Source organism: Escherichia sp. WS1451 (assembly GCF_046487365.1).
GTDB lineage: Bacteria > Pseudomonadota > Gammaproteobacteria > Enterobacterales > Enterobacteriaceae > Escherichia > Escherichia coli.
This window is the reverse complement of the sequence record NZ_JBJQJP010000002.1, coordinates 298,452-322,355: the sequence shown is the minus strand read 5'-3', so window position 1 is coordinate 322,355 and position 23,904 is coordinate 298,452. Positions and strand designations below refer to the sequence as shown.

Below are 23,904 nucleotides of genomic sequence, written 5' to 3'. Positions count from 1 at the left end.
GATGGTCATTTCGGCAAGGGTTCCTCCTTTCCCTCTGTTCTACGTCGGATTATAGACTCGCGGTTTTTTCTGCGAGATTTCTCACAAAGCCCAAAAAGCGTCTACGCTGTTTTAAGGTTCTGATCACCGACCAGTGATGGAGAAACTATGAGTTCATCGTGTATAGAAGAAGTCAGTGTACCGGATGACAACTGGTACCGTATCGCCAACGAATTACTTAGCCGTGCCGGTATAGCCATTAACGGTTCTGCCCCGGCGGATATTCGTGTCAAAAACCCCGATTTTTTTAAACGCGTTCTGCAGGAAGGATCGTTGGGGTTAGGCGAAAGTTATATGGATGGCTGGTGGGAATGTGACCGACTGGATATGTTTTTTAGCAAAGTCTTACGCGCAGGTCTCGAGAACCAACTCCCCCATCATTTCAAAGACACGCTGCGTATTGCCGGCGCTCGTCTCTTCAATCTGCAGAGTAAAAAACGTGCCTGGATAGTCGGCAAAGAGCATTACGATTTGGGTAATGACTTGTTCAGCCGCATGCTTGATCCCTTCATGCAATATTCCTGTGCTTACTGGAAAGATGCCGATAATCTGGAATCTGCCCAGCAGGCGAAGCTCAAAATGATTTGTGAAAAATTGCAGTTAAAACCAGGGATGCGCGTACTGGATATTGGCTGTGGCTGGGGCGGACTGGCGCACTACATGGCGTCTAATTATGACGTAAGCGTGGTCGGCGTAACCATTTCTGCCGAACAGCAAAAAATGGCTCAGGAACGCTGTGAAGGCCTGGATGTCACCATTTTGCTGCAAGATTATCGTGACCTGAACGACCAGTTTGACCGTATTGTTTCTGTGGGGATGTTCGAACACGTCGGACCGAAAAATTACGATACCTATTTTGCGGTGGTGGATCGTAATTTGAAACCGGAAGGTATATTCCTGCTCCATACCATCGGTTCGAAAAAAACCGATCTGAATGTTGATCCCTGGATTAATAAATATATTTTTCCGAACGGTTGCCTGCCCTCTGTACGCCAGATTGCTCAGTCCAGCGAACCCCACTTTGTGATGGAAGACTGGCATAACTTCGGTGCTGATTACGATACTACGTTGATGGCGTGGTATGAACGTTTCCTCGCCGCATGGCCAGAAATTGCGGATAACTACAGTGAACGCTTTAAACGGATGTTTACCTATTATCTGAATGCCTGTGCAGGTGCTTTCCGCGCACGTGATATTCAGCTCTGGCAGGTGGTGTTCTCTCGCGGAGTCGAAAACGGCCTTCGAGTCGCTCGCTAGAGGCTATTCTATCGCCCCCGCTCCGGGGGCGATTTCAGTTCAGGCTTCTGTACCTGGTTGATTCATGGCATTTTCTCGTGCCGCCAGCACACGTTCTACCGTATCAACCACTGCCTGAGTTTGTGGATCGATTTCAATGTTGACGCGTGCGCCAAGTTTTTTCTTCCCAAGAGTCGTGCGTTCCAGTGTTTCCGGAATTAAATGGACGCAAAAACGCGTTGGCGTGACTTCGCCGACGGTCAGGCTAATACCGTCGATGCCAATAAATCCTTTGTACAGGATATATTTCATCAACTGACTATCCTGGACTTTAAACCAGATCTGACGATTATTTTCCGAGGTTAATATTTTCGCTACTTCAGCGGTGGTCATAATATGACCTGACATTAAGTGTCCGCCAATTTCATCGCTGAATTTCGCCGCACGCTCAACGTTTACCCAATCCCCCACTTTTAAATCGCCAAGATTAGTAATGCGTAACGTTTCTTTCATCAGGTCAAAACTGACATGGTTGCCGTTAATTTCCGTCACGGTCAGGCAGCAACCGTTATGCGCCACGGAAGCACCGGTTTCCAGACCGTCCAGCATGTGGTCGGGTAACTCCACCACATGCGTGCGAAAATTTGGTTTCTCGTCAATCGACACCAGTTTTGCGGTGCCCTGTACAATCCCCGTAAACATACTTACAACTCCTGAAATCAGTTAAGACATTCTGTTCAGCACAATAGCAGGTGGAAAACGCCCTTACCAGTGAAGGGGTAAGAATGGCTATTTTTTCTCTGGAGAATTAATAAATCCTCGCTACAATAGACTGAATTTCCCCTGCTTCTTCTTTTTGCTGCCCATTCAGGCGGCTTTTTAGTCTCTCATATAACTACAAATAAAAGGTGTTCACGTGCAGAAGTATATCAGTGAAGCGCGTCTGTTATTAGCATTAGCAATCCCGGTGATTCTCGCGCAAATCGCCCAAACTGCGATGGGTTTTGTCGATACCGTGATGGCGGGCGGCTATAGTGCCACCGACATGGCGGCGGTCGCTATCGGAACTTCTATCTGGCTTCCGGCGATCCTCTTTGGTCACGGACTGCTGCTGGCATTAACGCCGGTTATCGCGCAATTAAATGGCTCCGGTCGACGTGAGCGCATTGCGCATCAGGTGCGACAAGGTTTCTGGCTGGCAGGTTTTGTTTCCGTTCTCATTATGCTGGTGCTGTGGAATGCAGGCTACATTATCCGCTCCATGGAAAACATCGATCCGGCTCTGGCGGACAAAGCCGTGGGTTATCTGCGTGCGTTGCTATGGGGCGCGCCGGGCTATCTTTTCTTCCAGGTTGCCCGTAACCAGTGTGAAGGTCTGGCAAAAACCAAGCCGGGTATGGTGATGGGCTTTATCGGCCTGCTGGTGAACATTCCGGTGAACTATATCTTTATTTATGGTCATTTCGGTATGCCTGAGCTCGGTGGCGTTGGTTGTGGCGTGGCTACTGCGGCGGTGTATTGGGTCATGTTCCTTGCCATGGTTTCTTACATTAAACGCGCCCGCTCGATGCGCGATATTCGTAACGAAAAAGGCACCGCGAAGCCCGATCCTGCGGTTATGAAACGACTGATTCAACTCGGTTTGCCAATTGCGCTGGCACTGTTCTTTGAAGTAACGCTGTTTGCCGTCGTGGCTCTGTTAGTGTCTCCGCTCGGTATTGTTGATGTCGCAGGACATCAGATTGCCCTGAACTTTAGTTCACTGATGTTCGTGCTTCCCATGTCGCTGGCGGCAGCGGTAACTATCCGCGTAGGTTATCGTCTGGGTCAAGGCTCAACGCTGGATGCGCAAACCGCTGCGCGGACCGGGCTTATGGTGGGTGTCTGTATGGCAACCCTGACGGCCATATTCACGGTTTCACTGCGAGAGCAAATCGCCCTGTTGTACAACGACAATCCCGAGGTTGTAACGCTGGCTGCGCATTTGATGCTGCTGGCGGCGGTATATCAGATTTCTGACTCTATCCAGGTGATTGGCAGTGGGATTTTGCGTGGTTATAAAGATACACGTTCCATTTTCTATATCACCTTTACGGCTTACTGGGTGCTGGGCTTGCCAAGCGGCTATATTCTGGCACTGACCGATCTGGTCGTTGAACCTATGGGGCCAGCAGGCTTCTGGATAGGCTTTATTATTGGCCTGACTTCGGCAGCCATTATGATGATGCTGCGTATGCGGTTCCTGCAACGTCTGCCGTCAGCCATCATTCTGCAACGAGCAGCTCGCTAGTAAAGACAAGGCGCAACCTTCACGGGTTGCGCCTGTGTTTTTACGCAGGCTGGAGCGTTGCGCCAATCCCGTCTTCGTCTGGCTGTAGTTTCAGTGCGTTACACAGAGTTTGCCGACTGGCATCTGTTATCTCAACGTGTATATCACCAGTAACTTCCCCTTTCACATTGATGAAGTCAGGTGAAATTTCTTTCGCACTGGTTTGCAGGCAAATCGCTCCCTCTCCGCGCAGGCGTTTCACTTTCAGTTGCACATGCGTTGCCGCACCAGTGATTAGCCACAGTTTTCCGCCATTGAGATTGATGTTACCAACACTGAAAGTGACACTGTCACCTTTTACCGTACTGCCGTCGAGAATCAATACACCGCCCTGCTGTACAGTAATCGTTGATTGTTGCAGATCTGCGCCATAGCCAATAATCATTGAAGCGCCGTCCAGTAATGCAACACTACCGGTCAGTTCAACCGGTGCGCGATCTTCCTCTACGACAAAATTTTCGTCCGCGCTGGTGGGTGACAACAGGATCACTGTCCCACCTTGTATTACCGCGTTTTCCAGCGTACCAGCATGCACTTCAGCCCGACCACCCACATTAACGGACAGGTTTTGCGTCTTACCGGAACTGTAGAGCTGAAGACCATCCGTCCCCAGACGATAGATGGCTCCATTCTCAACAATAGTGTCAGAGTCTTCACCACCGAGATTATTCATGGTGCCACCAGCAAGCAACGTATCATTGGCTTTCCCCGCCAGCATAAAAACGCCGCCCTGATTAATCTCACAATTGCTGGCTTCCCCACCTGGATACACCAACAATTCACCACCTTCATCTACCACGACCGCTGAGGTTGTCCCATTGACCAACAGGCCACCCTCTTGATCGAGAATAATTTTTTCCGCGCGATGGCCTTCCAGTACACGCAGGTTACCGCCATTTTCCAGCAACAAACCGCAGGCATAACCTTTATCAACGCTGAATTCACCTTCGGGATGGCGGCCATTAACCGTAGCGAGCGTAGAGAGACTAATTGCGCCTCCCTCGGACTGAACAATATCTGTGGCAATGGCACCGTCGCTGACCGATAGCGTGCCATTGTTGCCGTACTGTGTGCATTTGGCGATCCCACCGGTTGCCACTTTCAACCAGCCAGCCCCCGTGACCACGGTATTTTCGGCTCTTCCGCCAGCCTCAACAATTAACTCGCCTTCAGTAAGTTGCGTCGCGCCAATGACCTCGCCGGTCTTAACAATTTGCACGTTCCCGTCGCTCATCAAGTTTTTCGCATCAGATCCCATGATTTATTCCTTTGCTGCATCTGTGTGCCTTTATTGCTACCTAAGTGTAAAGGCTACGAAGGATTTATCCACGACAGATTTGAGATGGTGGCAAACAACTCTGTTTAAACTCTGATACACGGATTATTGGGTTGTATCAGATGTAAATGCGATCCTGAATAAAAATCGCCCTTGCAAATCAACAAAATATAGCCAATTTGCTTAAAAGCTCTGCAAACGGTCGAAATAGCGCAGAAAATTACGTTTTGCCTCTTGCCACCTTCCCACTCTGCCGCTAATATTCGTCCCCGTTGTCACCTACAACGTTGCGTTCATAGCTCAGTTGGTTAGAGCACCACCTTGACATGGTGGGGGTCGTTGGTTCGAGTCCAATTGAACGCACCATCCTGCGTCCGTAGCTCAGTTGGTTAGAGCACCACCTTGACATGGTGGGGGTCGGTGGTTCGAGTCCACTCGGACGCACCAGATTTTCTTAATCTGGTCTTCTCCTTTTTTCCCTCTGTTTCTTCTCTGTATCCAATACGTTAAAAGATTTACACTGTCTTCGTATGCGTTATCAGAAGGAGAATCGCTATGGCAACTTTGTTACAACTTCATTTTTCTTTCAATGGCCCATTTGGCGACGCAATGGCTGAGCAGCTTAAACCGCTTGCTGAGTCGATTAATCAGGAACCTGGTTTTCTGTGGAAGGTATGGACAGAAAGTGAAAAGAACCACGAAGCCGGTGGGATCTACCTTTTTACTGATGAAAAAAGCGCCCTTGCCTATCTGGAAAAACATACTGCCCGACTGAAAAATCTCGGCGTTGAGGAAGTTGTCGCCAAAGTTTTCGATGTCAATGAGCCACTGAGTCAAATCAATCAGGCAAAACTCGCCTGACAGAATTTAATCAAGGGCGGTTAGCGCCCTTTTCATCCCTGTCTGAAATTTCTCAAATTCTAAAAATCTCAACCAAACTTATCTGATAACACTAAATTCGAAAGAATGCGTACAGGTAAGTAACAATGAAAAAAATTGCTATTGTGGGTGCCGGGCCTACGGGGATCTACACCTTATTCTCGCTTCTACAGCAACAAACGCCACTTTCTATTTCTATCTTCGAGCAGGCTGATGAAGCCGGTGTCGGGATGCCATACAGTGATGAGGAAAACTCAAAACTGATGCTGGCAAATATTGCCAGTATTGAAATACCGCCGATTTATTGTACGTATCTCGAATGGCTACAAAAGCAAGAAGCCAGCCATCTCCAACGTTATGGCGTTAAAAAAGAAACTTTGCACGATCGTCAGTTTTTACCGCGAATTCTGCTGGGCGAATATTTCCGCGATCAATTTTTACGATTAGTAGACCAGGCACGACAGCAAAAATTTGCAGTGGCTGTTTATGAATCATGCCAGGTTACCGATCTGCAAATTACAAATGCTGGCGTCATGATCGCTACAAATCAGGATTTACCCAGCGAGACGTTTGATTTAGCGGTGATTGCCACGGGTCACGTCTGGCCTGATGAAGAAGAAGCAACCAGAACGTATTTTCCCAGCCCGTGGTCAGGCCTGATGGAAGCAAAGGTCGATGCGTGTAACGTGGGTATTATGGGAACATCCTTGAGCGGACTGGATGCGGCAATGGCAGTGGCTATTCAGCATGGTTCGTTCATTGAAGATGATAAACAACACGTCGTTTTTCACCGCGATAACGCAAGTGAAAAGCTAAATATTACGTTAATGTCGCGCACGGGTATTTTACCCGAAGCCGATTTCTATTGCCCTATTCCCTACGAGCCCTTACACATCGTCACTGATCAGGCATTAAATGCTGAGATTCAAAAAGGCGAATATGGCCTTTTGGATCGGGTATTTAGATTGATAGTAGAGGAAATCAAGTTTGCTGATCCAGGCTGGAGCCAACGCATAGCCTTAGAGAGCCTGAATGTCGATTCCTTTGCTCAAGCCTGGTTTGCCGAGCGCAAACAACGCGCCCCATTTGACTGGGCAGAAAAAAATCTCCAGGAAGTCGAACGCAATAAACGAGAAAAACATACTGTTCCCTGGCGTTATGTCATTCTGCGCCTGCATGAAGCTGTACAGGAAATTGTTCCACATCTGAATGAACACGACCATAAACGGTTCAGTAAAGGCCTTGCCCGAGTTTTCATAGATAATTATGCCGCAATCCCTTCAGAGTCTATTCGTCGGCTGCTGGCCTTACGTGAAGCGGGAATCATTCATATACTCGCCCTCGGTGAAGACTACGAAATGGAAATTAATGAGTCGCGCACCGTCCTGAAAACGGAAGACAATAGCTACTCGTTTGACGTTTTTATTGATGCCCGCGGGCAGCGTCCGCTTAAAGTGAAAGATATTCCTTTCCCTGGACTACGCGAACAATTACAGAAAACAGGGGATGAAATCCCTGATGTTGGCGAAGATTATACGCTACAGCAACCCGAAGAAATTCGTGGGCGCGTAGCGTTCGGCGCGTTGCCCTGGTTAATGCACGACCAGCCTTTCGTTCAGGGGCTTACGGCATGTGCAGAAATTGGTGAGGCGATGGCTCGGGCTGTCGTAAAACCTGCCTCCCGTGCACGTAAACGTCTTTCGTTTGATTAAAGGTAAAGCTATCAGCACTCAACAAACTGATGCTGTTCATTAAGACGATAGCGGACTCCGGCTCGAATATTGTTTTCACCTTCAATGGCGACGGCGAAGCGAACTCTTTCACCGTCATGATATGCCAGTGCGGCGCTTCCTCCTGGCCCGAGAATAATTGAGTCGACCACGCCCGTGCTCACTACCGTTGAATTTTCACCGCTGGCAATGATGTGTACATTGTCGCCGCTGTTGGCAATTCTGGCGTTTGCGCCAAAGCTGGCGATTTGCACCAGGTCACCATTACTGGCGACATGACACCGTTCACCCAATGTACAAACGCGTACTCGCATTCCGGTATTCGCAATCCGACTGCTATCTCCAGCGCTGCTTATCCGCGAAGAATTACCGGTTACAGCAACCCGTGCGCGTTCGCCGGAGCTGCCAATGTGACTGTTAAAGCCGACACTTCCAATCCGCACGCTATAACCCATACTGGCAATTTGTGCAGCATACCCAGCGGTTGCGATTCTGGCGTTATCCTCACAACAGCCGATGCGAGCATGATCGTCGCTGCGGGCAAACTGACTGCAAAATGGTCTCTCTCCGGGATGTGTGGCCAGTTTTTGCATAGAAGAAACTTCCTGATGCGCGAAGTTTTCATCCGCCAGCCATTTTTTCCACGCATACTCAACCAGACTCTCCGCCCAGTCCGTATATCCTTCCTCAATCAGTGCATGATGAATATCGGCATAACTACCGCCGCGTGGGAAATGGCGCAGGAACCAGCGATACATCACCGCTCCGATACGCCATTCTCGCAGGTCTGCTCGTGTAATGATCATTCGTTAGTGCCGGTGATAGCCATCGACCATGCTTTTAAAGGTTTCGTGTGGCGTACGCCCCGTGGTGCAAAGATAAAGATGACCGAAGATAAAAAAGAGGCTTATAAATGCCAGAGCAAAATGCGCCTGCAATAACCAGTATCTTACGCCAGGAAACACATCTCCCACGGCTTGCGGATAGAGACACAGCAGCCCCGTCAATAGTAACAACGGCAGCAACCCATACATGACACCAACATAGGCGACCTGCTGTAAGGGATTAAATTTAGACTGGGTTGTTGCCGGGAAAGGATGTTCTTCCCCCTGCATAATGCCAAACAAATAGAATCGCGTTTGTTTTGCCGCTCGCTCCAGCCACCCCTGACGACGAATGCGATAGTGGTGACCATTACCCCCAACGGCATTGATCAGAACAAAGCCGAGCCAGCATGCCAGTAACAAAAATCCGCAAACTTCATGCACCGCAACCAGACTTTTAACCGCAGTTGCGCCCACCAGCGCAAAGTGATTTATCAGCCCACTTGCCAGCAACAATACAAAGAGTAACGCATTCGACCAGTGCCATAATCTGACCGCTTTGCTGTAAAGATAAACCTTCTCACCATGGTCGGTGGCTGATTTCTTCACGCCACGAGCACGAAGCAAGGCATGCAGCCCCAGCACCAACCACATCCCTACCAGCAATAGTCCGGCAATGATCAACCACACCGGCCAAAATTGGGGAGTGAACTGTGGCACATAGTTCGCCAACTGGCTCTGAAACTGTTCAGCATGTTGCGACGGGTTCATACATTTTCCTTTTTAATCAAATGTTGACCGAACCGGCGATACAGGTGCGGTTTCCCGGCACCAGGTAGCTGATATTGATAGTATTTATTTTCCTGCAACCACGCCTGAATTTCTGGGCTATCTTCGCGACCAAAGATCAAGGCGTGTTCCGGGCAGGCGCTGACGCAAATGGGCGGAAAGCCTTTTGCCAGTCGGGACTCAGCGCAGAAATCACATTTATCTGCCACTTTAGTGACAGGGTTAAGGTAGCGAACCTGGTAAGGACAAGCGCCAATGCAATAACTGCAGCCGATGCACTGCGATTTTTCTACCCGTACGATCCCCTGCTCATCACGCCACGATGCCGCTGTCGGACAAACGTCGATGCACGGAGCATCTTCGCAGTGCTGACATGACTGGCGAAAAAAGTGATACTGCGTTTCGTTGTCGTTATCGGTGACTGGAATGTGTGCTATCGATAAACGGCTTCCCTGAGCGGGGACGTGATTGGTTTTACGGCATGCGCGGGCGCAAATATTACAGCCATTGCACCGTGACTCGTCATGAATCATGGCATACCGAACTTTCTTTTCTTGCCTCGTGTTCGCTAACAGAGAAGACGCAGAACCAGTAAAAAAGATTACTGTTCCCATCCCCAGAACAAATTTGCGTCGAGTGAAGGACATCTGATTATCCCCTAATGCAGTGGCTGCAACTGTCCACCCTATCCATGACATCTCCCTGAAATTTCAGGGGTTCTGAAACTGCTCTACCTCGAACCATTCGCATAAGCCATACGCCTTGCCATAGGTCATAAATCGCTCGCTAAACAAGTACAACACCGCCGTCGATGACTCCACCTGCCGTATATCGGCATATTCAGGTGCAACATCCATCGCGGCGATCGCGGCTTCAATCTGCGCTTCCTGGAAGTAATATGGCGCTTGCATCAGCATGGCGACTTTGTAAGGACGAGGATACGTCTGGCACTCAAAACGAACGGCGTGTGCAATAGCGCGACAAATGTCCTGCTCCACAACTTGCAAAGACATCGCCGCGTAGTTTTCACTCATGGCCTGCGTTGAGTAATAGTAATCATCCTGGCTTCCCGTCATACACGCGATATCCGCGTAGTCTCCGTTCTGCTTAATGTTTTCCAGCAAAACTGACAGTTCCTCTTCTGCAACCGAATAGGGCGGCGAGAGAAACACGGCGCGCGCCACCAGCTGCCCAGCCGCAGAATGCTGGCGAATGAACTCTGCCAGGATTTCAGCAGGTTCTGGTTCGGTTACCGTATCAACGGGGTGACGCATCCCCTGCAACCATTGCCGCTTCGCCTCGTCAATTTCGCTGACTTCCGCTAACGGCAATTCATCCTGATGGTTCATCTCACCCATTCCTTACGCAGGCAGTAGATTGTGTGCTGCCAGATCGGCGGCAATATCTTCCAGCCCCAGACGCTGCAATGTTTCGCGGGTCGGACAACCAAGCTGTGGGTCCCAGCCCATTTCTTTGTAGAACATCGTGAGCGAAGCATGCATATCGTCACGATCCATTTTGTCAGTACCTTCAGTAAAGACCGGGATCTGCGGATCCTTGTCGAATACCCAGGAACAGATAAGATCGTGTTCATTACGCATATCTTTGGTTTGCATCAGTTTTACCGTGTAGGCGCGATGCAACGTAAAGATACGCTCTGCAGCTAAATCTAATTTTTCCTGAGTCATATCTTCGCCAGTGATCGCTTTGAAGAATTTGGCTTCAAGCGCCAGATCGCCCCGATAATTACGGCTTTTCAGCGGCGAAACGGTCATTGGCCAGACCCAGTTGCACAGGGTGACGGCGTTATGCAAACAGACCCTCAGCAGCGACCACTTAGCATATTTAATTTTTGCGTCATTGATTGGCGTGTAGTTTTTGGTTTCGTCGTAAGCATCTTCAGAACCAAAAAGTTCTTTCGCCACTTCACGTTGCAGTTTCAATGGCAAGCCGGAACCAATAAAGTTGATATGGGTATGCGTCATGCAGTCACGGTTGAACATACAGTTAACAATGGAACCGACCTGCGCTGACGCTTCATTGGCATGGTGAACCGGATAGCCAAACGGCGACCAGAGTTTATTTTTCGCGTAGCCCCAGTACTCTTCACCCAAATTCCAGCGTTCTGCGATGGCATATGAACCATCAGCCAGGTGACTCAGCTCACCCACACGATGCGCCAGACGGTAGTAAAAATCTTTAATGAAGTTAACGTCACCCGCTTCCAGTTGATCCCAGCGAATTTCCGCATACTCTTCAGCAGGCAGAACACGCTTGAACACCCCTTTGCTGTAACAATAGGTAAAGTCGCGATGAAGCTGACCATAGTTACACCATAGGCCGTAGTCATCGAACAGATTCAGACCAACCAGGTTACCAATCACACGACCATCGTCTTTATCTTCAAAATCTTTCGGCCCGTTTGGGAAGATAGTGGTATGGACAAAGTTTGCTACACAAGTGTTACCACCGGTGCCAGGCACGCCAAACTCTTTCACCCGAGGAATATTCATTTGGGTCATACAACGGATCGGGCAAGAGTGGCAGCCGCTCATTTTTACTGTGTATTTCTCTGCCGCCGGACCTAAGTCAAAAACGGATTTATAGGTACGAAAGCCGACCGTGTTCTGATTGCCTGGCGGAATCTCACCCGTTTCAATCGGACCACCTTCAGCCGCGCCCCAAAACAGCCCTTTACGTGCTGTCCAACGTGACTTGGGATCTGAATACTCTGCCCACGATTGCGGCGTACTTGGCACGACATGGTTGTTATTCGCACCGATAAGTTCAGTCATCATGTAATCGTTGAGACGCTTCATCTCCTGACGATCGGCAATGTTGACCCCTTTCGTCCCTTCAACCGCAATCGCTTTCAGGTTTTTCGAACCCATTATTGCGCCAGTTCCCGCACCACCGCTGTGGTTACGGCTATTCAACATGCCAGAGAGAGGAACAAGGTTTTCCCCAGCCTGACCAATAGCCGCCACACAGGTTTCCGGACTGGTCAAGCGACAAATTTCTTCCGTCGTTGCGCGCGTCCCTTTTCCCCATAAGAAATCGGCTTTTTCCAGGCTAACTTTGTCATCTTTAATCTTCAGCCATACCGGTGATTTCGCTTTCCCTTCGATAATAATGACGTCGTAGCCAGCGAATTTCATTTGCGCTGCAAAAAAGCCACCCATATGGGCATCGACGACTAAATTTCCTTTGGTAAAAGTAGAAAGTGAGGTGATATTTACACGAGAACTACAGGGGGCACCAGATCCAGTTAATGGGCCGGTAGCAAAGACTAATTTATTCGCTTCATCGAAAGGTTTCGTGCCTGGCGGTACTTCGTCATACATAATTTTGTAGCCGAAGCCCATACCACCGACAAAACTTTTAAACTTACTGGAATCTTCGAGGGTAATATTTCCTGTCGTGAGATTGACTCTTAATATATTACCTGTCCAACCGTTAGCCATGATTTTTTCCTTTGCAAGATTCACACAGTAATATCTTTCCACTCGATAATTTTTAACGCCCCTGTTGGGCAGGCGTTTGCGCATTCACCGCATAACACACATTTCGAGGATTTTTTACTTTCAGTATTTACGGTGGCCATCATCCACGGGCACGCCGTCGTACAGGCGCTACAGCCAATACAACGTTTATGATCGACGGTAATACAGCCTTCTTCCTGTTGCCAGGTAATCGCACCAATCGGGCAGACATTCATGCATTGCGGTTCTTTGCATTGGCGGCAGGTGTCCGCGGTATAGTTGAGATCGCCATACAGGCCGCCACCAGAGCCAACCCCGTTATCGCCAAAGAAATAATTGCGATGGATTTTGATACGGGAGAAGAATGTCCCTACTGAGCCATCGTTGAAGTTGGTACAAGAGATTTCACAGCGGTGGCAACCCGTGCATCGAGCACGTTGGGTCACCAGCACTCCTTTGGGTGTATTTATCAACCCTACTGTGCCGCTATCAATATCTTCCTGTTTGCAACCCAAAAGTGACAGTAACGCAGGGGCAATTGTTAAACCAGCAAGGCCTTTTCCTGATATACGCAAGAATTCTAATCGCGTTAAGCCAATATCTAATAGTGGACGATCAACCGGGTTCATTTATTTCGCATCCTCTTCGCAAACACAGTGCTGACAATTCAGCAGATTGATATTAAGCATTCAACTAATACGCTGCTGACTCTGTCCTCAACACCAGATATTTTCCCTAACCTGATAGTGTATGAGAAAAGATTTAACGCCGATAAACTAATCCTTTATGGTTAGGAGAAAAAATAATGTGATTATTCTGAGCCCTTAACATTGATCGTTATCAATTAAAATCACAAAGCAAGAAATTATAAGTGAACTGATATTTATTATCATTTGAAATAAATTTAACTTAAGCGACAATTATTTGTGACGGTCATTGCAGAAAACAAAAATAATATTATCGTTATAAATTAAAACACATATCGAAATTCGTATAATTTCAGCAGTTGTTATTTAGAATGATTAACTCGACCGCAACTGAAGCAAGAATATCAGGATGAAGCTTATCGCCTCATCCTGAATGGTCATTTTACCAGTGCGTTAATGACGGTTTCCATCGCCTGCTTTTCCAGCTCACTGCGCTGAATGCGTTTATTGGCTAATGCTGTACGTAATACGCCTGCGATAACAATATGCTTTGGTTCCTGCCCCAGATCGCGCATTTCCAGCACAACTTTACCGACAACTCTGCACATTTCTCGGTACAGTTCATCCTCTTTTGTCCGATTTCCCATTCTTTATACCTATTTATCATGCCAACTATCAGCATATATCAATCTAACCAATTAGACAAAAATCAAACAAAATCAGACAAATAACGCGATAAATTATTTTAACTGTAGCAATTGAGCGATGATGTATTTATACACCGGATGAACTTTCACTTATCTTCACAGTGACAACCCCGGCACCAGACGTTGCGCAAACAGCGAAGTTTTTGCGTAACCTTTTCCCTGGAACGTTAAATCTTTGATAACAATTTATTGTCTAACAAGTTGTATATTTTTTGAAACGCTGTTTTTGTTTTCCTTTTGGATTAATTTCAGCGTATAATGCGCGCCAATTGACTCTTGAATGGTTTCAGCACTTTGGACTGTAGAACTCAACGACTCAAAAACAGGCACTCACGTTGGGCTGAGACACAAGCACACATTCCTCTGCACGCTTTTTCGATGTCACCTATCCTTAGAGCGAGGCACCACCACTTTCGTAATACCGGATTCGCTTTCCGGCAGTGCGCCCAGAAAGCAAGTTTCTCCCATCCTTCTCAACTTAAAGACTAAGACTGTCATGAAAAAGACCAAAATTGTTTGCACCATCGGACCGAAAACCGAATCTGAAGAGATGTTAGCTAAAATGCTGGACGCTGGCATGAACGTTATGCGTCTGAACTTCTCTCATGGTGACTATGCAGAACACGGTCAGCGCATTCAGAATCTGCGCAACGTGATGAGCAAAACTGGTAAAACCGCCGCTATCCTGCTTGATACCAAAGGTCCGGAAATCCGCACCATGAAACTGGAAGGCGGTAACGACGTTTCTCTGAAAGCGGGTCAGACCTTTACTTTCACTACTGATAAATCTGTTATCGGCAACAGCGAAATGGTTGCGGTAACGTATGAAGGTTTCACTACTGACCTGTCTGTTGGCAACACCGTACTGGTTGACGACGGTCTGATCGGTATGGAAGTTACCGCCATTGAAGGTAACAAAGTTATCTGTAAAGTACTGAACAACGGCGACCTGGGTGAAAACAAAGGTGTGAACCTGCCTGGCGTTTCCATTGCCCTGCCAGCACTGGCTGAAAAAGACAAACAGGACCTGATCTTTGGTTGCGAACAAGGCGTAGATTTTGTCGCTGCTTCCTTTATTCGTAAGCGTTCTGACGTTATCGAAATCCGTGAGCACCTGAAAGCGCACGGCGGCGAAAACATCCACATCATCTCCAAAATCGAAAACCAGGAAGGCCTCAACAACTTCGACGAAATCCTCGAAGCCTCTGACGGCATCATGGTTGCGCGTGGCGACCTGGGTGTAGAAATCCCGGTAGAAGAAGTTATCTTCGCCCAGAAGATGATGATCGAAAAATGTATCCGTGCACGTAAAGTCGTTATCACTGCGACCCAGATGCTGGATTCCATGATCAAAAACCCACGCCCGACTCGCGCAGAAGCCGGTGACGTTGCAAACGCCATCCTCGACGGTACTGACGCAGTGATGCTGTCTGGTGAATCCGCAAAAGGTAAATACCCGCTGGAAGCGGTTTCTATCATGGCGACCATCTGCGAACGTACCGACCGCGTGATGAACAGCCGTCTCGAGTTCAACAATGACAACCGTAAACTGCGCATTACCGAAGCGGTATGCCGTGGTGCCGTTGAAACTGCTGAAAAACTGGATGCTCCGCTGATCGTGGTTGCTACCCAGGGCGGTAAATCTGCTCGCGCAGTACGTAAATACTTCCCGGATGCCACCATCCTGGCACTGACCACCAACGAAAAAACGGCTCATCAGTTGGTACTGAGCAAAGGCGTTGTGCCGCAGCTGGTTAAAGAGATCACTTCTACTGATGATTTCTACCGTCTGGGTAAAGAACTGGCTCTGCAGAGCGGTCTGGCACACAAAGGTGACGTTGTAGTTATGGTTTCTGGTGCACTGGTACCGAGCGGCACTACTAACACCGCATCTGTTCACGTCCTGTAATATTGCTTTTGTGAATTAATTTGTATATCGAAGCGCCCTGATGGGCGCTTTTTTTATTTAATCGATAACCAGAAGCAATAAAAAATCAAATCGGATTTCACTATATAATCTCACTTTATCTAAGATGAATCCGATGGAAGCATCCTGTTTTCTCTCAATTTTTTTATCTAAAACCCAGCGTTCGATGCTTCTTTGAGCGAACGATCAAAAATAAGTGCCTTCCCATCAAAAAAATATTCTCAACATAAAAAACTTTGTGTAATACTTGTAACGCTACATGGAGATTAACTCAATCTAGAGGGTATTAATAATGAAAGCTACTAAACTGGTACTGGGCGCGGTAATCCTGGGTTCTACTCTGCTGGCAGGTTGCTCCAGCAACGCTAAAATCGATCAGCTGTCTTCTGACGTTCAGACTCTGAACGCTAAAGTTGACCAGCTGAGCAACGACGTGAACGCAATGCGTTCCGACGTTCAGGCTGCTAAAGATGACGCAGCTCGTGCTAACCAGCGTCTGGACAACATGGCTACTAAATACCGCAAGTAATAGTACCTGTGAAGTGAAAAATGGCGCACATTGTGCGCCATTTTTTTTGCCTGCCATTTACCGCTACTGCGTCGCGCGTAACATATTCCCTTGCTCTGGTTCACCATTCTGCGCTGACTCTACTGAAGGCGCATTGCTGGCTGTGGGAGTTGCTCCACTGCTCACCGCAACCGGATACCCTGCCCGACGATACAACGCTTTATCGACTAACTTCTGATCTACACCCTTATTGTCTTTAAATTGCGTAAAGCCTGCTGGCAGTGTGTATGGCATTGTCTGAACGTTCTGCTGTTCTTCTGCTGATAGTGGTCGATGTACTTCAACATAACGCATCCCGTTCGGCTCCACGGAATATTTCACCGGTTCGTTGATCACTTTCACCGGCGTTCCCGTCCGCACGCTGGAGAATAAGGCTTTAATATCCGGCGCATTCATGCGAATACAGCCCGAACTGACGCGCAAACCGACGCTGTCCGGCGCACTGGTACCATGAATGAGGTATTCGCCATTACCATGCGCGAGGCGCAGTGCGTAACGTCCTAGTGGGTTATTTGGCCCGGCAGGAACGACTGGCGGTAATTTAATGCCACGCTCCAACGAACGCTGACGAATGCCCGCCGTAGGCGTCCAGGTTGGGTTAGGGATTTTCTGCCCCACACGCGTTTCCATCACCGGCGTTTCCAGCCCCTGCAAACCAATACCAATCGGATAAACCTGCACGATATTTTCTCCCGGCGGATAATAATAAAGGCGCAGCTCTGCCAGGTTAACGATAATCCCCTGACGCGGCGCATCAGGTAATAACAGTTGCGAAGGAATAGTTATCGTCGTACCGGGTTTTGGCACCGGAGCGATAGTGTTATTAGCTTCAAGGATCAACATTGCCGCAGTATCAAAACGTCGGGCGATGGCCTGAAGGTTTTTATCCCCTTCTTGCACCGTATACGTTTGATTTTGCCCAACCAGTCGGCTTCCGGTTGGAGGTAGCGGATAATCAACCGCCCAGGCTGCCTGGATGGCGCTAAAAGCGCCGATAAGCGTGAGTGTAAGCAAAGACGCGCGTTTCATTGTAAACCTCCTGTATTTGCCGGAGACTCACGCTGAAACGTCGGATGGTGCTTATGTTCACCTGAAACCAAAACACTCCTGTGCAGGTCAGTGTAAACATTGACCATCCGGCAATGTGAGCCAACCGGATGAAAGCTGTCCCTTTAGTTTAGCTAAGTGCAGCGGCTTTGGCGCGAATTGCGCGAATCATCGCTTCCAGACCTTGTGAACGAGATGGGGTGAGATGTTGGGTCAGCGCCATTTTTTCAAACCACGGACGCACATCGAAATTGACAATATCCTGTGGCGTCATCTGATCGTAGAGAATAAATACGACCGCAATAAGCCCTTTCACAATCGCCGCATCGCTGTCACCCTGCAATTCAATAATTCCCTGCGCATTCTGGCGCATGACAATCCACACCTGACTCTGGCAGCCCTGAATGCTATTTTGTGGGCTTCGGTCTTCGTCGCGTAATTCTGGCAGACGCTGGCCCAGCTCAATAATGTAGAGATATTTCTCTTCCCAGTTGGCGCAGCGTAAAAAATTACGCAGCAATTTTTCTTTATCCGGCAATAAAGCCATAGTGCCTCCCTGTTATCCCAGCAGACGGTGAATACGTTGCAGGCCGGTCACCAGACGATCCACTTCTTCATGGGTGTTATACATGGCCAGCGATGCCCGACACATCGCAGGGACGTTGTAATAGGCCATTAATGGCATAGCGCAGTGATGTCCGGTACGCACAGCAATGCCGTAGTTATCGAGAAAACTGCCAACATCATAGGCGTGGTGTTTACCGAGATTAAAAGCAATAACGCCAAGCCTGTTCTGTGGGCCATAGAGAGTGAGATCCGGTACAGATTCCAGCTGTGATAGCGCGTAGTGCATCAGATTCTGTTCATACTCGGCTATGTTATTAAGCCCCAGCGCCGACACATACTCCAGCGCCGCGCCAAGACCAATGATGCCCCCGGTATTGGGTGTACCGGCTTCAAACCGCCAAGGTGCTTTGGTCCAGGTAGTGCCTTCACTCAGGCTGACGGTGGCGATCATAGAACCGCCCCCTTCCCACGGCGGCATCTCCTGCAACAAGGCTTCTTTGACATAAAGAATGCCAATCCCAGTGGGGCCATACAGTTTATGCCCGGAAAACACGTAAAAATCGCAATCCAGCGCCTGAACATCCACCGGATGATGCATCACCGCCTGAGCGCCATCCACCAGCACTTTTGCGCCATGCTGGTGCGCAAGCGTGATCATTTCCGCCAGCGGATTTTCCGTTCCCAGCACGTTGGAGACATGAGTAATTGCCAGCAGGCGAGTTTTCTCATCGAACAGATTAGGTAGCATCTCCAGTTGCAGCGTACCGTCGGGGTTGAGCGGGATCACACGCAGCTCTGCGCCAACCCGTGCGCAAAGCATCTGCCAGGGGACAATGTTAGCGTGGTGCTCCATCTGACTGATGATGATGTTATCGCCCGCCCGCACATTGCTGTTACCCCAGCTATTGGCGACCAGATTGATCCCTTCCGTCGTGCCGCGGACGAACACCAGCTCTTCCGCCGAACGGGCATTAATAAACAGCGATGCCCGCTTGCGCACGTTCTCCATTTTCTCGGTCGCCTGGGCGCTTAAGGTATGAATACCGCGATGCACCGCCGCGTAGCCATGACGATAAAACTCGGCCTCGGCGTCAATCACCTGGCTTGGTTTCTGTGCACTGGCGGCGCTGTCGAGATAAGCCAGCGGCAAACCGTTTACCTCACGCGAAAGCACCGGAAAGTCGGCCCGCACTTTGTCGACGGAATAAGTCATCTTGCACCTCCTGGCAGCCGTTGACCGATTCGGGCCAGCACCTGCTGTTTAAGCCCCTCATCACGCAGTGCTTCCGTCAGTTCAGCAGCAAAGGCGTAAATGATCATCTGCTGGGCATCCTGCTGATTGATCCCGCGCGAGCGCAGATAGAACATCTGTTCATCATCAATACGCCCCACCGTCGCGCCGTGGCTGCATTTCACATCATCTGCATAGATTTCCAGCTGCGGTTTCGTATCCACTTCCGCCAGTTTGCCCATCAGCAGATTATTGTTGGTCATCTGACCATCCGTTTTGATGGCGTGCTGCGCGACGTTGATCAAACCGTTAAATACCGCGCGGCCTTTGTCGCTGACGATAGTTTTATGCAACTGTCGACTGTTACAAAAACCTTTATTGTGTTCCAGCCAGGTACGGGTATCACACACCTCGTTTTTCACCGGCATCGCCAGGCTATTGATCCGCAGCGTGCTGTTTTCGCCATTGAGTTGCGTACTGGTGTTGTGTCGTAACACTGCGCCACCCAGCAGGAAACTGTGGCTAAATGCGGTGGCATCGTCAGCCAGCAACAAATCGTTATGGGCAAAGTGGTGACTGACCGGGTTTTCAAACGCCAGCTTGATATGCTGCAAGTGGGCGTTCGCTGCGACGTTGATAGTGAACCGTGCGCCGGTGAAGTGACGAGCATCATTAAGGCTGACAAAATGTTCGATCACCGTTGCTTCGGCACCTTCCGCCAGATCCAGATGATGTCGGTAATGGGCAGTATTCACCTCTTCACCTGCCACGCCCTGGGTGATATGCATTAACAGCAATGGCTTTACCGGCCGTTGACCGCGCTTCACGGCGATATGCGTCACGCTATGCGCCAGGCTTTCCGTCAAATGCAGAAACACTTCCGCCTGAATAGCGTCGGGTAACCCCTGACGGTCGTCGTTAATGCTCACTTCATATCCGCTGCCTTCAGTTGCATCGCTCAGTGCTGACACGTAACGTCCATCGACAAATACCAGCCGCACAGCGTCTAACGTTAACGCTAAGGCATCACGCTGCTGTGGGGATATTTCTCCCGCAATGCTGACAAACTGGCTATTGGTCAGCTCTTCCAGCGGCGTATATTTCCAGTTTTCATGTTTACGTGTCGGCAGTCCGGTACGCAGCAATTGTTGTAAATGCTGCTGTGCTTGCGGGGAGCGTTTTGCACCCTCGGCTTCAAACAAATGATGCCACTGTTGCAGCGCGTTACTGCTGTTCGGTAAGCCAGCCATAACCCTGCTCCTCCAGTTGTTTGACCAACGTGAAATCACCGGATTTCACAATTCGTCCCTGATACAGCACATGGACGTAATCAGGCTTGATGTAGTCGAGAATGCGTTGGTAGTGCGTAACAATGATGAATGAACGCTTGCCGTCACGCAGCGAGTTCACGCCATCGGCAACCACTTTTAATGCGTCAATATCCAGCCCAGAGTCCGACTCATCAAGAATGCATAACTCCGGTTCCAGCACCGCCATTTGCAAAATATCGTTGCGCTTTTTCTCGCCGCCGGAAAAACCAACGTTTACCGAACGGGTTAATAAATCCTCCGGCATCTTCAGGAGAGCGATTTTCTCTTCCATCAAATCCTGAAAATCAAAGCGGTCGAGCGTTTCCTGGCCGCGATAGCTGCGCACCGCATTAAGTGCCGTTTGCAGGAAAAACTGGTTACTGACGCCGGGAATTTCCACCGGATACTGGAAGGCCATAAAGATGCCTTCACCTGCACGATCTTCCGGCGACAGCGCAAGCAAATCTTTGCCTTTGAACTCAACCGTGCCGCCCGTCACCTCATAATCTTCTCGCCCGGCAAGCGTTGCCGATAAGGTACTTTTGCCAGAACCGTTTGGCCCCATAATGGCGTGAACTTCGCCGGGACGAACGTCGAGGCTTAATCCACGCAGGATAGCTTTATCTTCCACGCTGACGTGTAAATCTTTAATACTTAACATGTTTATTCCTTATCCGACGCTGTGTTCAAGACTGATGGCGAGGAGTTTTTGTGCTTCAACGGCAAATTCCAGCGGCAGTTCTGAGAACACGTCTTTGCAGAAACCGTTAACAATCATCGAGATGGCGTCTTCTTCGCTGATCCCGCGTTGCAGACAGTAAAACAGTTGATCTTCACCAATACGTGATGTCGTTGCCTCGTGCTCCAGTTGTGCGCTGTTATTGCGACATTCGACATACGGGAAGGTATGCGCCCCACAATTAGCGCCAATCAGCATTGAGTCGCACTGAGTGAAATTGCGCGCATTGGTTGCCGTCGGCATGATTTTCACTAAGCCGCGATAACTGTTCTGACTATGTCCGGCAGAGATCCCTTTCGAGATAATGGTCGATTTGGTGTTTTTACCGATGTGGATCATCTTGGTGCCGGTATCCGCTTGCTGATGACCGCTGGTCAGTGCCACTGAGTAAAACTCACCAATGGAGTTATCGCCGCGCAAAATGCAGCTAGGATATTTCCACGTAATCGCTGACCCGGTTTCTGATTGCGTCCATGACATTTTGCTGTTTTCGCCTTCGCACAAAGCACGCTTGGTGACGAAGTTGAGAATACCGCCGGTGTTGTTATCACCAGGGAACCAGTTTTGTACCGTGGAATATTTCACCTCGGCGTTTTTATGGATGATGACTTCCACCACCGCCGCGTGTAACTGATAACTGTCACGCACCGGAGCGGAACAGCCTTCAATGTAGCTGACGTAGCTGTCTTCGTCGGCCACCAGAATGGTGCGCTCAAACTGCCCGGTTTTTTCCGCGTTAATACGAAAATAGGTGGAAAGTTCCATCGGGCAGCGCACGCCTTTAGGCACATAAATAAACGTACCGTCAGAGGCTACCGCCGCATTAAGTGCGGCAAAGAAGTTGTCATTCCCCGGCACCACGGTGCCGAGATATTTACGCACCAGTTCCGGGTGATCGTGGATCGCCTCGCCAAAGGAACAGAAAATAATTCCCTGCTCCGCCAGTTTTTCGCGATAAGTGGTGGCAACCGAAACAGAGTCGAAAATGGCATCCACCGCCACCTCTTTGCCTTCCCGCACGGGAACGCCCAACTGCTCAAACGCCGCCTCCACCTCTTTACTTAAAAAGGCGTTCGCGCCAGTTTGCTGCACCGCGCCGGGTTCAGACGCGCAGTTGTCGTCACAATTACCGCACGATGGTGCTGAGTAGTAGCTGTAATCCTGATAATTCAGCTTGTCGTAGTGCGCTTTCAACCAGTGCGGTTCTTCCATCTCCAGCCATGCGCGATAGGCGTTGAGACGAAACTCCAGCATCCACTCCGGCTCATTACGCTTCGCCGAAATTGCGCGCACCACCTCTTCGTTTATTCCCTTTGCCAGCTCATCGGTGGCTAACTGGGTGAAGAATCCTTCTTTATAATTCAGCGGGCCGCCGGTCCAGGTTTTGACATCGTCAGTTGCTTCAGTATTACGAGACATAGTACCGCCTATACCCCAAAGCTTTCGCCACAGCCACATTCATTCTGGGCTTTAGGGTTGTGAAATTTGAATATCTGATTAAGTCCTTCACGAACGAAATCGACTTCCGTGCCATCAATAAACGGCATCGCTTGCAGCGGGACAAACAGCTTCGCGCCGTCGTGTTCAAACAGCAGATCGTCTTTGTCCGGCTCGCTAACACTGTCGAGCACATAGCCAAAGCCCGCGCAGCCCGTTTGCTTCACGCCTAAGCGCACGCCGACCATACCCGGCTGCTTTGCCACCAGCTCGCGGATGTGGACAGCGGCTGCGGGTGTCAGCGTTAAGCCCTGCCAGGCGAAATCCTGTGGATTAAAGGTTCCTGAATGCATGTCCATCGATTTACCTCACTTCATCGCTTTCAGCGTATAACAGCATGTTAGTGATAATGATTATCAGTTCAACCCAGCAAACGCAGGGGCTTTACCGTAAAACATGCTTTTTTCCTGCTTTTAATAAGCATAGACCCTGATGTGTGGGTTAACAGGCACGCTAAGAATTAGGTATCTCATTGTTAGATAATGATTATTATCTAAGGAGCATTAAGGCTGTGATGAAAAAGAAAAAGTTGTATTGAAAATGACTATTTAAGAGATAGGTAAAAAAGTGCAGCGTTCAGAAATAAGAAAACCCTTAAGTCTGTGCGACACAGGCTTAAGGGTTTCTACCCCATCCGGCGCTTATCTCCGGCACTCTCAGTGGCTTAGCTCTTGAAGGGGCGATAAGAATAATCTCATAAAGCTAACCCGCCGTTTTAACACAAACTGCGATTAGTATTATTTTTGAACAATATCAGGCGGGTAGATAAGCAGTATTAAGAAGGCCATCGAACCTGGACGGAGATTAATCCAGGTCGATATGGCGAACTTGCGGCATTAAGTCAGGATCAATGCACGCCCAGACGCCAGGCAAAGTAGATTTCTTCTTTTAATTCAGCAGAAGAGAGAGTAAGCAGGTCAGCAAATTCAAGTTCTAGTTGTTTCAGACGTTTGAGATATTGGGCAGGTGAAAGATTGCTCTGGTCACGGCGTAAAAATTCAATGGCCAGCTGGGTGGGATCAAGTTGAGTAGACATAGCATCCTCGCTTTTAGACAAGACCTGCACAGTATACCACCGTT

Annotated in this window: 24 protein-coding genes and 2 tRNA genes; 9 read left to right on the top strand and 17 right to left on the bottom strand. The window is 49.1% G+C overall.

What is annotated here, in order from left to right:
- Nucleotides 1–147: 147 nt before the first annotated feature.
- A complete protein-coding gene (gene cfa, locus ACJHX7_RS04435; protein ID WP_000098896.1) occupies nt 148–1,296 on the top strand; it encodes a cyclopropane fatty acyl phospholipid synthase in 1,149 nt (382 codons plus the stop codon).
- Between the two features lie 39 nt (nt 1,297–1,335).
- Here the strand turns inward: cfa and ribE are convergent, their stop codons facing one another.
- On the bottom strand, nt 1,336–1,977 hold the full coding sequence (ribE, locus tag ACJHX7_RS04430; RefSeq protein ID WP_000493947.1) for a riboflavin synthase: 642 nt from the start codon (nt 1,975–1,977) through the stop codon (nt 1,336–1,338).
- Between the two features lie 214 nt (nt 1,978–2,191).
- On the opposite strand from ribE, the gene mdtK reads away from it, so the two are divergent.
- Nucleotides 2,192–3,565, top strand: a complete 1,374-nt coding sequence (gene mdtK / locus ACJHX7_RS04425; RefSeq protein WP_001174939.1) for a multidrug efflux MATE transporter MdtK — start codon at nt 2,192–2,194, stop codon at nt 3,563–3,565.
- A 40-nt stretch (nt 3,566–3,605) separates the two neighbouring features.
- Here mdtK and ACJHX7_RS04420 read toward each other — a convergent pair whose 3' ends face one another.
- A complete protein-coding gene (locus ACJHX7_RS04420) occupies nt 3,606–4,862 on the bottom strand; it encodes an AIDA repeat-containing protein (protein ID WP_000534266.1) in 1,257 nt (418 codons plus the stop codon).
- Nucleotides 4,863–5,169: 307 nt separating this feature from the next.
- Here ACJHX7_RS04420 and ACJHX7_RS04415 point away from each other — a divergent pair.
- From ACJHX7_RS04415 to ACJHX7_RS04400, 4 genes are all read left to right on the top strand, one after another.
- Nucleotides 5,170–5,246 (top strand) — tRNA-Val (locus ACJHX7_RS04415).
- Nucleotides 5,247–5,250: 4 nt separating this feature from the next.
- Nucleotides 5,251–5,327 (top strand) — tRNA-Val (locus ACJHX7_RS04410).
- A 108-nt stretch (nt 5,328–5,435) separates the two neighbouring features.
- Nucleotides 5,436–5,741, top strand: coding sequence for a monooxygenase (locus tag ACJHX7_RS04405; protein ID WP_000212678.1), 306 nt, complete (start codon nt 5,436–5,438; stop codon nt 5,739–5,741).
- Between the two features lie 125 nt (nt 5,742–5,866).
- Entirely contained in the window at nt 5,867–7,471 is a 1,605-nt protein-coding gene (locus tag ACJHX7_RS04400; RefSeq protein WP_094029643.1) for an FAD-NAD(P)-binding protein, read from the top strand.
- An 11-nt stretch (nt 7,472–7,482) separates the two neighbouring features.
- On the opposite strand, the gene ydhT is transcribed toward ACJHX7_RS04400, so the two are convergent.
- The 7 genes from ydhT to fumD form a co-directional block, all read right to left on the bottom strand.
- Nucleotides 7,483–8,295 carry a protein YdhT gene (ydhT, locus tag ACJHX7_RS04395; protein ID WP_000587589.1) on the bottom strand — a complete coding sequence of 271 codons (813 nt, stop codon included), beginning with the start codon at nt 8,293–8,295 and terminating at the stop codon, nt 7,483–7,485.
- 3 nt (nt 8,296–8,298) lie between these two features.
- The gene (gene phsC / locus ACJHX7_RS04390; protein WP_001070011.1) at nt 8,299–9,084 is read right to left on the bottom strand and encodes a thiosulfate reductase cytochrome B subunit; all 786 of its coding nucleotides are present in this window, start codon (nt 9,082–9,084) and stop codon (nt 8,299–8,301) included.
- Complete coding sequence (locus ACJHX7_RS04385; RefSeq protein WP_001361451.1) at nt 9,081–9,749, bottom strand: 4Fe-4S dicluster domain-containing protein; 669 nt, start codon at nt 9,747–9,749, stop codon at nt 9,081–9,083. Before ACJHX7_RS04385 ends, phsC begins: the two co-directional genes overlap by 4 nt.
- Nucleotides 9,750–9,812: 63 nt before the next feature.
- A complete protein-coding gene (locus ACJHX7_RS04380; protein ID WP_001571509.1) occupies nt 9,813–10,451 on the bottom strand; it encodes a YdhW family putative oxidoreductase system protein in 639 nt (212 codons plus the stop codon).
- A 12-nt stretch (nt 10,452–10,463) separates the two neighbouring features.
- The gene (locus tag ACJHX7_RS04375; RefSeq protein WP_063814958.1) at nt 10,464–12,566 is read right to left on the bottom strand and encodes an aldehyde ferredoxin oxidoreductase; all 2,103 of its coding nucleotides are present in this window, start codon (nt 12,564–12,566) and stop codon (nt 10,464–10,466) included.
- A gap of 20 nt (nt 12,567–12,586) precedes the next feature.
- Entirely contained in the window at nt 12,587–13,213 is a 627-nt protein-coding gene (locus ACJHX7_RS04370) for a ferredoxin-like protein (RefSeq protein WP_001070227.1), read from the bottom strand.
- Between the two features lie 455 nt (nt 13,214–13,668).
- Entirely contained in the window at nt 13,669–13,878 is a 210-nt protein-coding gene (fumD, locus tag ACJHX7_RS04365) for a fumarate hydratase FumD (RefSeq protein ID WP_000528342.1), read from the bottom strand.
- Between the two features lie 354 nt (nt 13,879–14,232).
- Between fumD and ACJHX7_RS04360 the strand changes: the two genes are divergently transcribed.
- From ACJHX7_RS04360 to lpp, 3 genes are all read left to right on the top strand, one after another.
- Complete coding sequence (locus ACJHX7_RS04360; protein WP_240806354.1) at nt 14,233–14,427, top strand: protein YnhH; 195 nt, start codon at nt 14,233–14,235, stop codon at nt 14,425–14,427.
- A gap of 7 nt (nt 14,428–14,434) precedes the next feature.
- Complete coding sequence (gene pykF, locus ACJHX7_RS04355; protein WP_001295403.1) at nt 14,435–15,847, top strand: pyruvate kinase PykF; 1,413 nt, start codon at nt 14,435–14,437, stop codon at nt 15,845–15,847.
- A gap of 310 nt (nt 15,848–16,157) precedes the next feature.
- Nucleotides 16,158–16,394 carry a murein lipoprotein Lpp gene (gene lpp / locus ACJHX7_RS04350; protein ID WP_000648420.1) on the top strand — a complete coding sequence of 79 codons (237 nt, stop codon included), beginning with the start codon at nt 16,158–16,160 and terminating at the stop codon, nt 16,392–16,394.
- A gap of 63 nt (nt 16,395–16,457) precedes the next feature.
- Here the strand turns inward: lpp and ldtE are convergent, their stop codons facing one another.
- From ldtE to ACJHX7_RS04310, 8 genes are all read right to left on the bottom strand, one after another.
- Complete coding sequence (gene ldtE, locus ACJHX7_RS04345; RefSeq protein ID WP_032171351.1) at nt 16,458–17,462, bottom strand: L,D-transpeptidase LdtE; 1,005 nt, start codon at nt 17,460–17,462, stop codon at nt 16,458–16,460.
- Nucleotides 17,463–17,610: 148 nt separating this feature from the next.
- Nucleotides 17,611–18,027: a cysteine desulfuration protein SufE gene (gene sufE / locus ACJHX7_RS04340; protein WP_001196530.1), complete on the bottom strand. Its 417-nt coding sequence runs from the start codon at nt 18,025–18,027 to the stop codon at nt 17,611–17,613.
- A 12-nt stretch (nt 18,028–18,039) separates the two neighbouring features.
- Nucleotides 18,040–19,260, bottom strand: coding sequence for a cysteine desulfurase SufS (gene sufS / locus ACJHX7_RS04335; protein ID WP_000222526.1), 1,221 nt, complete (start codon nt 19,258–19,260; stop codon nt 18,040–18,042).
- Nucleotides 19,257–20,528: a Fe-S cluster assembly protein SufD gene (sufD, locus tag ACJHX7_RS04330; RefSeq protein ID WP_094029641.1), complete on the bottom strand. Its 1,272-nt coding sequence runs from the start codon at nt 20,526–20,528 to the stop codon at nt 19,257–19,259. The genes sufS and sufD overlap by 4 nt, the downstream gene beginning before the upstream one ends.
- Entirely contained in the window at nt 20,503–21,249 is a 747-nt protein-coding gene (gene sufC / locus ACJHX7_RS04325) for a Fe-S cluster assembly ATPase SufC (protein WP_000948872.1), read from the bottom strand. The genes sufD and sufC overlap by 26 nt, the downstream gene beginning before the upstream one ends.
- A gap of 9 nt (nt 21,250–21,258) precedes the next feature.
- Nucleotides 21,259–22,746 (bottom strand): Fe-S cluster assembly protein SufB, encoded by a 1,488-nt coding sequence (gene sufB / locus ACJHX7_RS04320; RefSeq protein WP_001308677.1) that lies wholly within the window; start codon nt 22,744–22,746, stop codon nt 21,259–21,261.
- A gap of 8 nt (nt 22,747–22,754) precedes the next feature.
- A complete protein-coding gene (sufA, locus tag ACJHX7_RS04315) occupies nt 22,755–23,123 on the bottom strand; it encodes a Fe-S cluster assembly scaffold SufA (protein ID WP_000367171.1) in 369 nt (122 codons plus the stop codon).
- A gap of 548 nt (nt 23,124–23,671) precedes the next feature.
- A complete protein-coding gene (locus ACJHX7_RS04310; RefSeq protein ID WP_001296104.1) occupies nt 23,672–23,860 on the bottom strand; it encodes a YdiH family protein in 189 nt (62 codons plus the stop codon).
- Nucleotides 23,861–23,904: the final 44 nt, after the last annotated feature.

What these genes read in the sequence shown, in the direction of transcription:
- cfa (WP_000098896.1), top strand. Translation starts at nt 148, where the DNA reads ATGAGTTCATCGTGTATAGAAGAAGTCAGTGTACCGGATGACAACTGG.
- ribE (WP_000493947.1), bottom strand. Translation starts at nt 1,977, where the DNA reads ATGTTTACGGGGATTGTACAGGGCACCGCAAAACTGGTGTCGATTGAC.
- ACJHX7_RS04420 (WP_000534266.1), bottom strand. Translation starts at nt 4,862, where the DNA reads ATGGGATCTGATGCGAAAAACTTGATGAGCGACGGGAACGTGCAAATT.
- ACJHX7_RS04405 (WP_000212678.1), top strand. Translation starts at nt 5,436, where the DNA reads ATGGCAACTTTGTTACAACTTCATTTTTCTTTCAATGGCCCATTTGGC.
- ACJHX7_RS04400 (WP_094029643.1), top strand. Translation starts at nt 5,867, where the DNA reads ATGAAAAAAATTGCTATTGTGGGTGCCGGGCCTACGGGGATCTACACC.
- ydhT (WP_000587589.1), bottom strand. Translation starts at nt 8,295, where the DNA reads ATGATCATTACACGAGCAGACCTGCGAGAATGGCGTATCGGAGCGGTG.
- phsC (WP_001070011.1), bottom strand. Translation starts at nt 9,084, where the DNA reads ATGAACCCGTCGCAACATGCTGAACAGTTTCAGAGCCAGTTGGCGAAC.
- ACJHX7_RS04385 (WP_001361451.1), bottom strand. Translation starts at nt 9,749, where the DNA reads ATGTCCTTCACTCGACGCAAATTTGTTCTGGGGATGGGAACAGTAATC.
- ACJHX7_RS04380 (WP_001571509.1), bottom strand. Translation starts at nt 10,451, where the DNA reads ATGAACCATCAGGATGAATTGCCGTTAGCGGAAGTCAGCGAAATTGAC.
- ACJHX7_RS04375 (WP_063814958.1), bottom strand. Translation starts at nt 12,566, where the DNA reads ATGGCTAACGGTTGGACAGGTAATATATTAAGAGTCAATCTCACGACA.
- ACJHX7_RS04370 (WP_001070227.1), bottom strand. Translation starts at nt 13,213, where the DNA reads ATGAACCCGGTTGATCGTCCACTATTAGATATTGGCTTAACGCGATTA.
- fumD (WP_000528342.1), bottom strand. Translation starts at nt 13,878, where the DNA reads ATGGGAAATCGGACAAAAGAGGATGAACTGTACCGAGAAATGTGCAGA.
- pykF (WP_001295403.1), top strand. Translation starts at nt 14,435, where the DNA reads ATGAAAAAGACCAAAATTGTTTGCACCATCGGACCGAAAACCGAATCT.
- lpp (WP_000648420.1), top strand. Translation starts at nt 16,158, where the DNA reads ATGAAAGCTACTAAACTGGTACTGGGCGCGGTAATCCTGGGTTCTACT.
- ldtE (WP_032171351.1), bottom strand. Translation starts at nt 17,462, where the DNA reads ATGAAACGCGCGTCTTTGCTTACACTCACGCTTATCGGCGCTTTTAGC.
- sufE (WP_001196530.1), bottom strand. Translation starts at nt 18,027, where the DNA reads ATGGCTTTATTGCCGGATAAAGAAAAATTGCTGCGTAATTTTTTACGC.
- sufS (WP_000222526.1), bottom strand. Translation starts at nt 19,260, where the DNA reads ATGACTTATTCCGTCGACAAAGTGCGGGCCGACTTTCCGGTGCTTTCG.
- sufD (WP_094029641.1), bottom strand. Translation starts at nt 20,528, where the DNA reads ATGGCTGGCTTACCGAACAGCAGTAACGCGCTGCAACAGTGGCATCAT.
- sufC (WP_000948872.1), bottom strand. Translation starts at nt 21,249, where the DNA reads ATGTTAAGTATTAAAGATTTACACGTCAGCGTGGAAGATAAAGCTATC.
- sufB (WP_001308677.1), bottom strand. Translation starts at nt 22,746, where the DNA reads ATGTCTCGTAATACTGAAGCAACTGACGATGTCAAAACCTGGACCGGC.
- sufA (WP_000367171.1), bottom strand. Translation starts at nt 23,123, where the DNA reads ATGGACATGCATTCAGGAACCTTTAATCCACAGGATTTCGCCTGGCAG.
- ACJHX7_RS04310 (WP_001296104.1), bottom strand. Translation starts at nt 23,860, where the DNA reads ATGTCTACTCAACTTGATCCCACCCAGCTGGCCATTGAATTTTTACGC.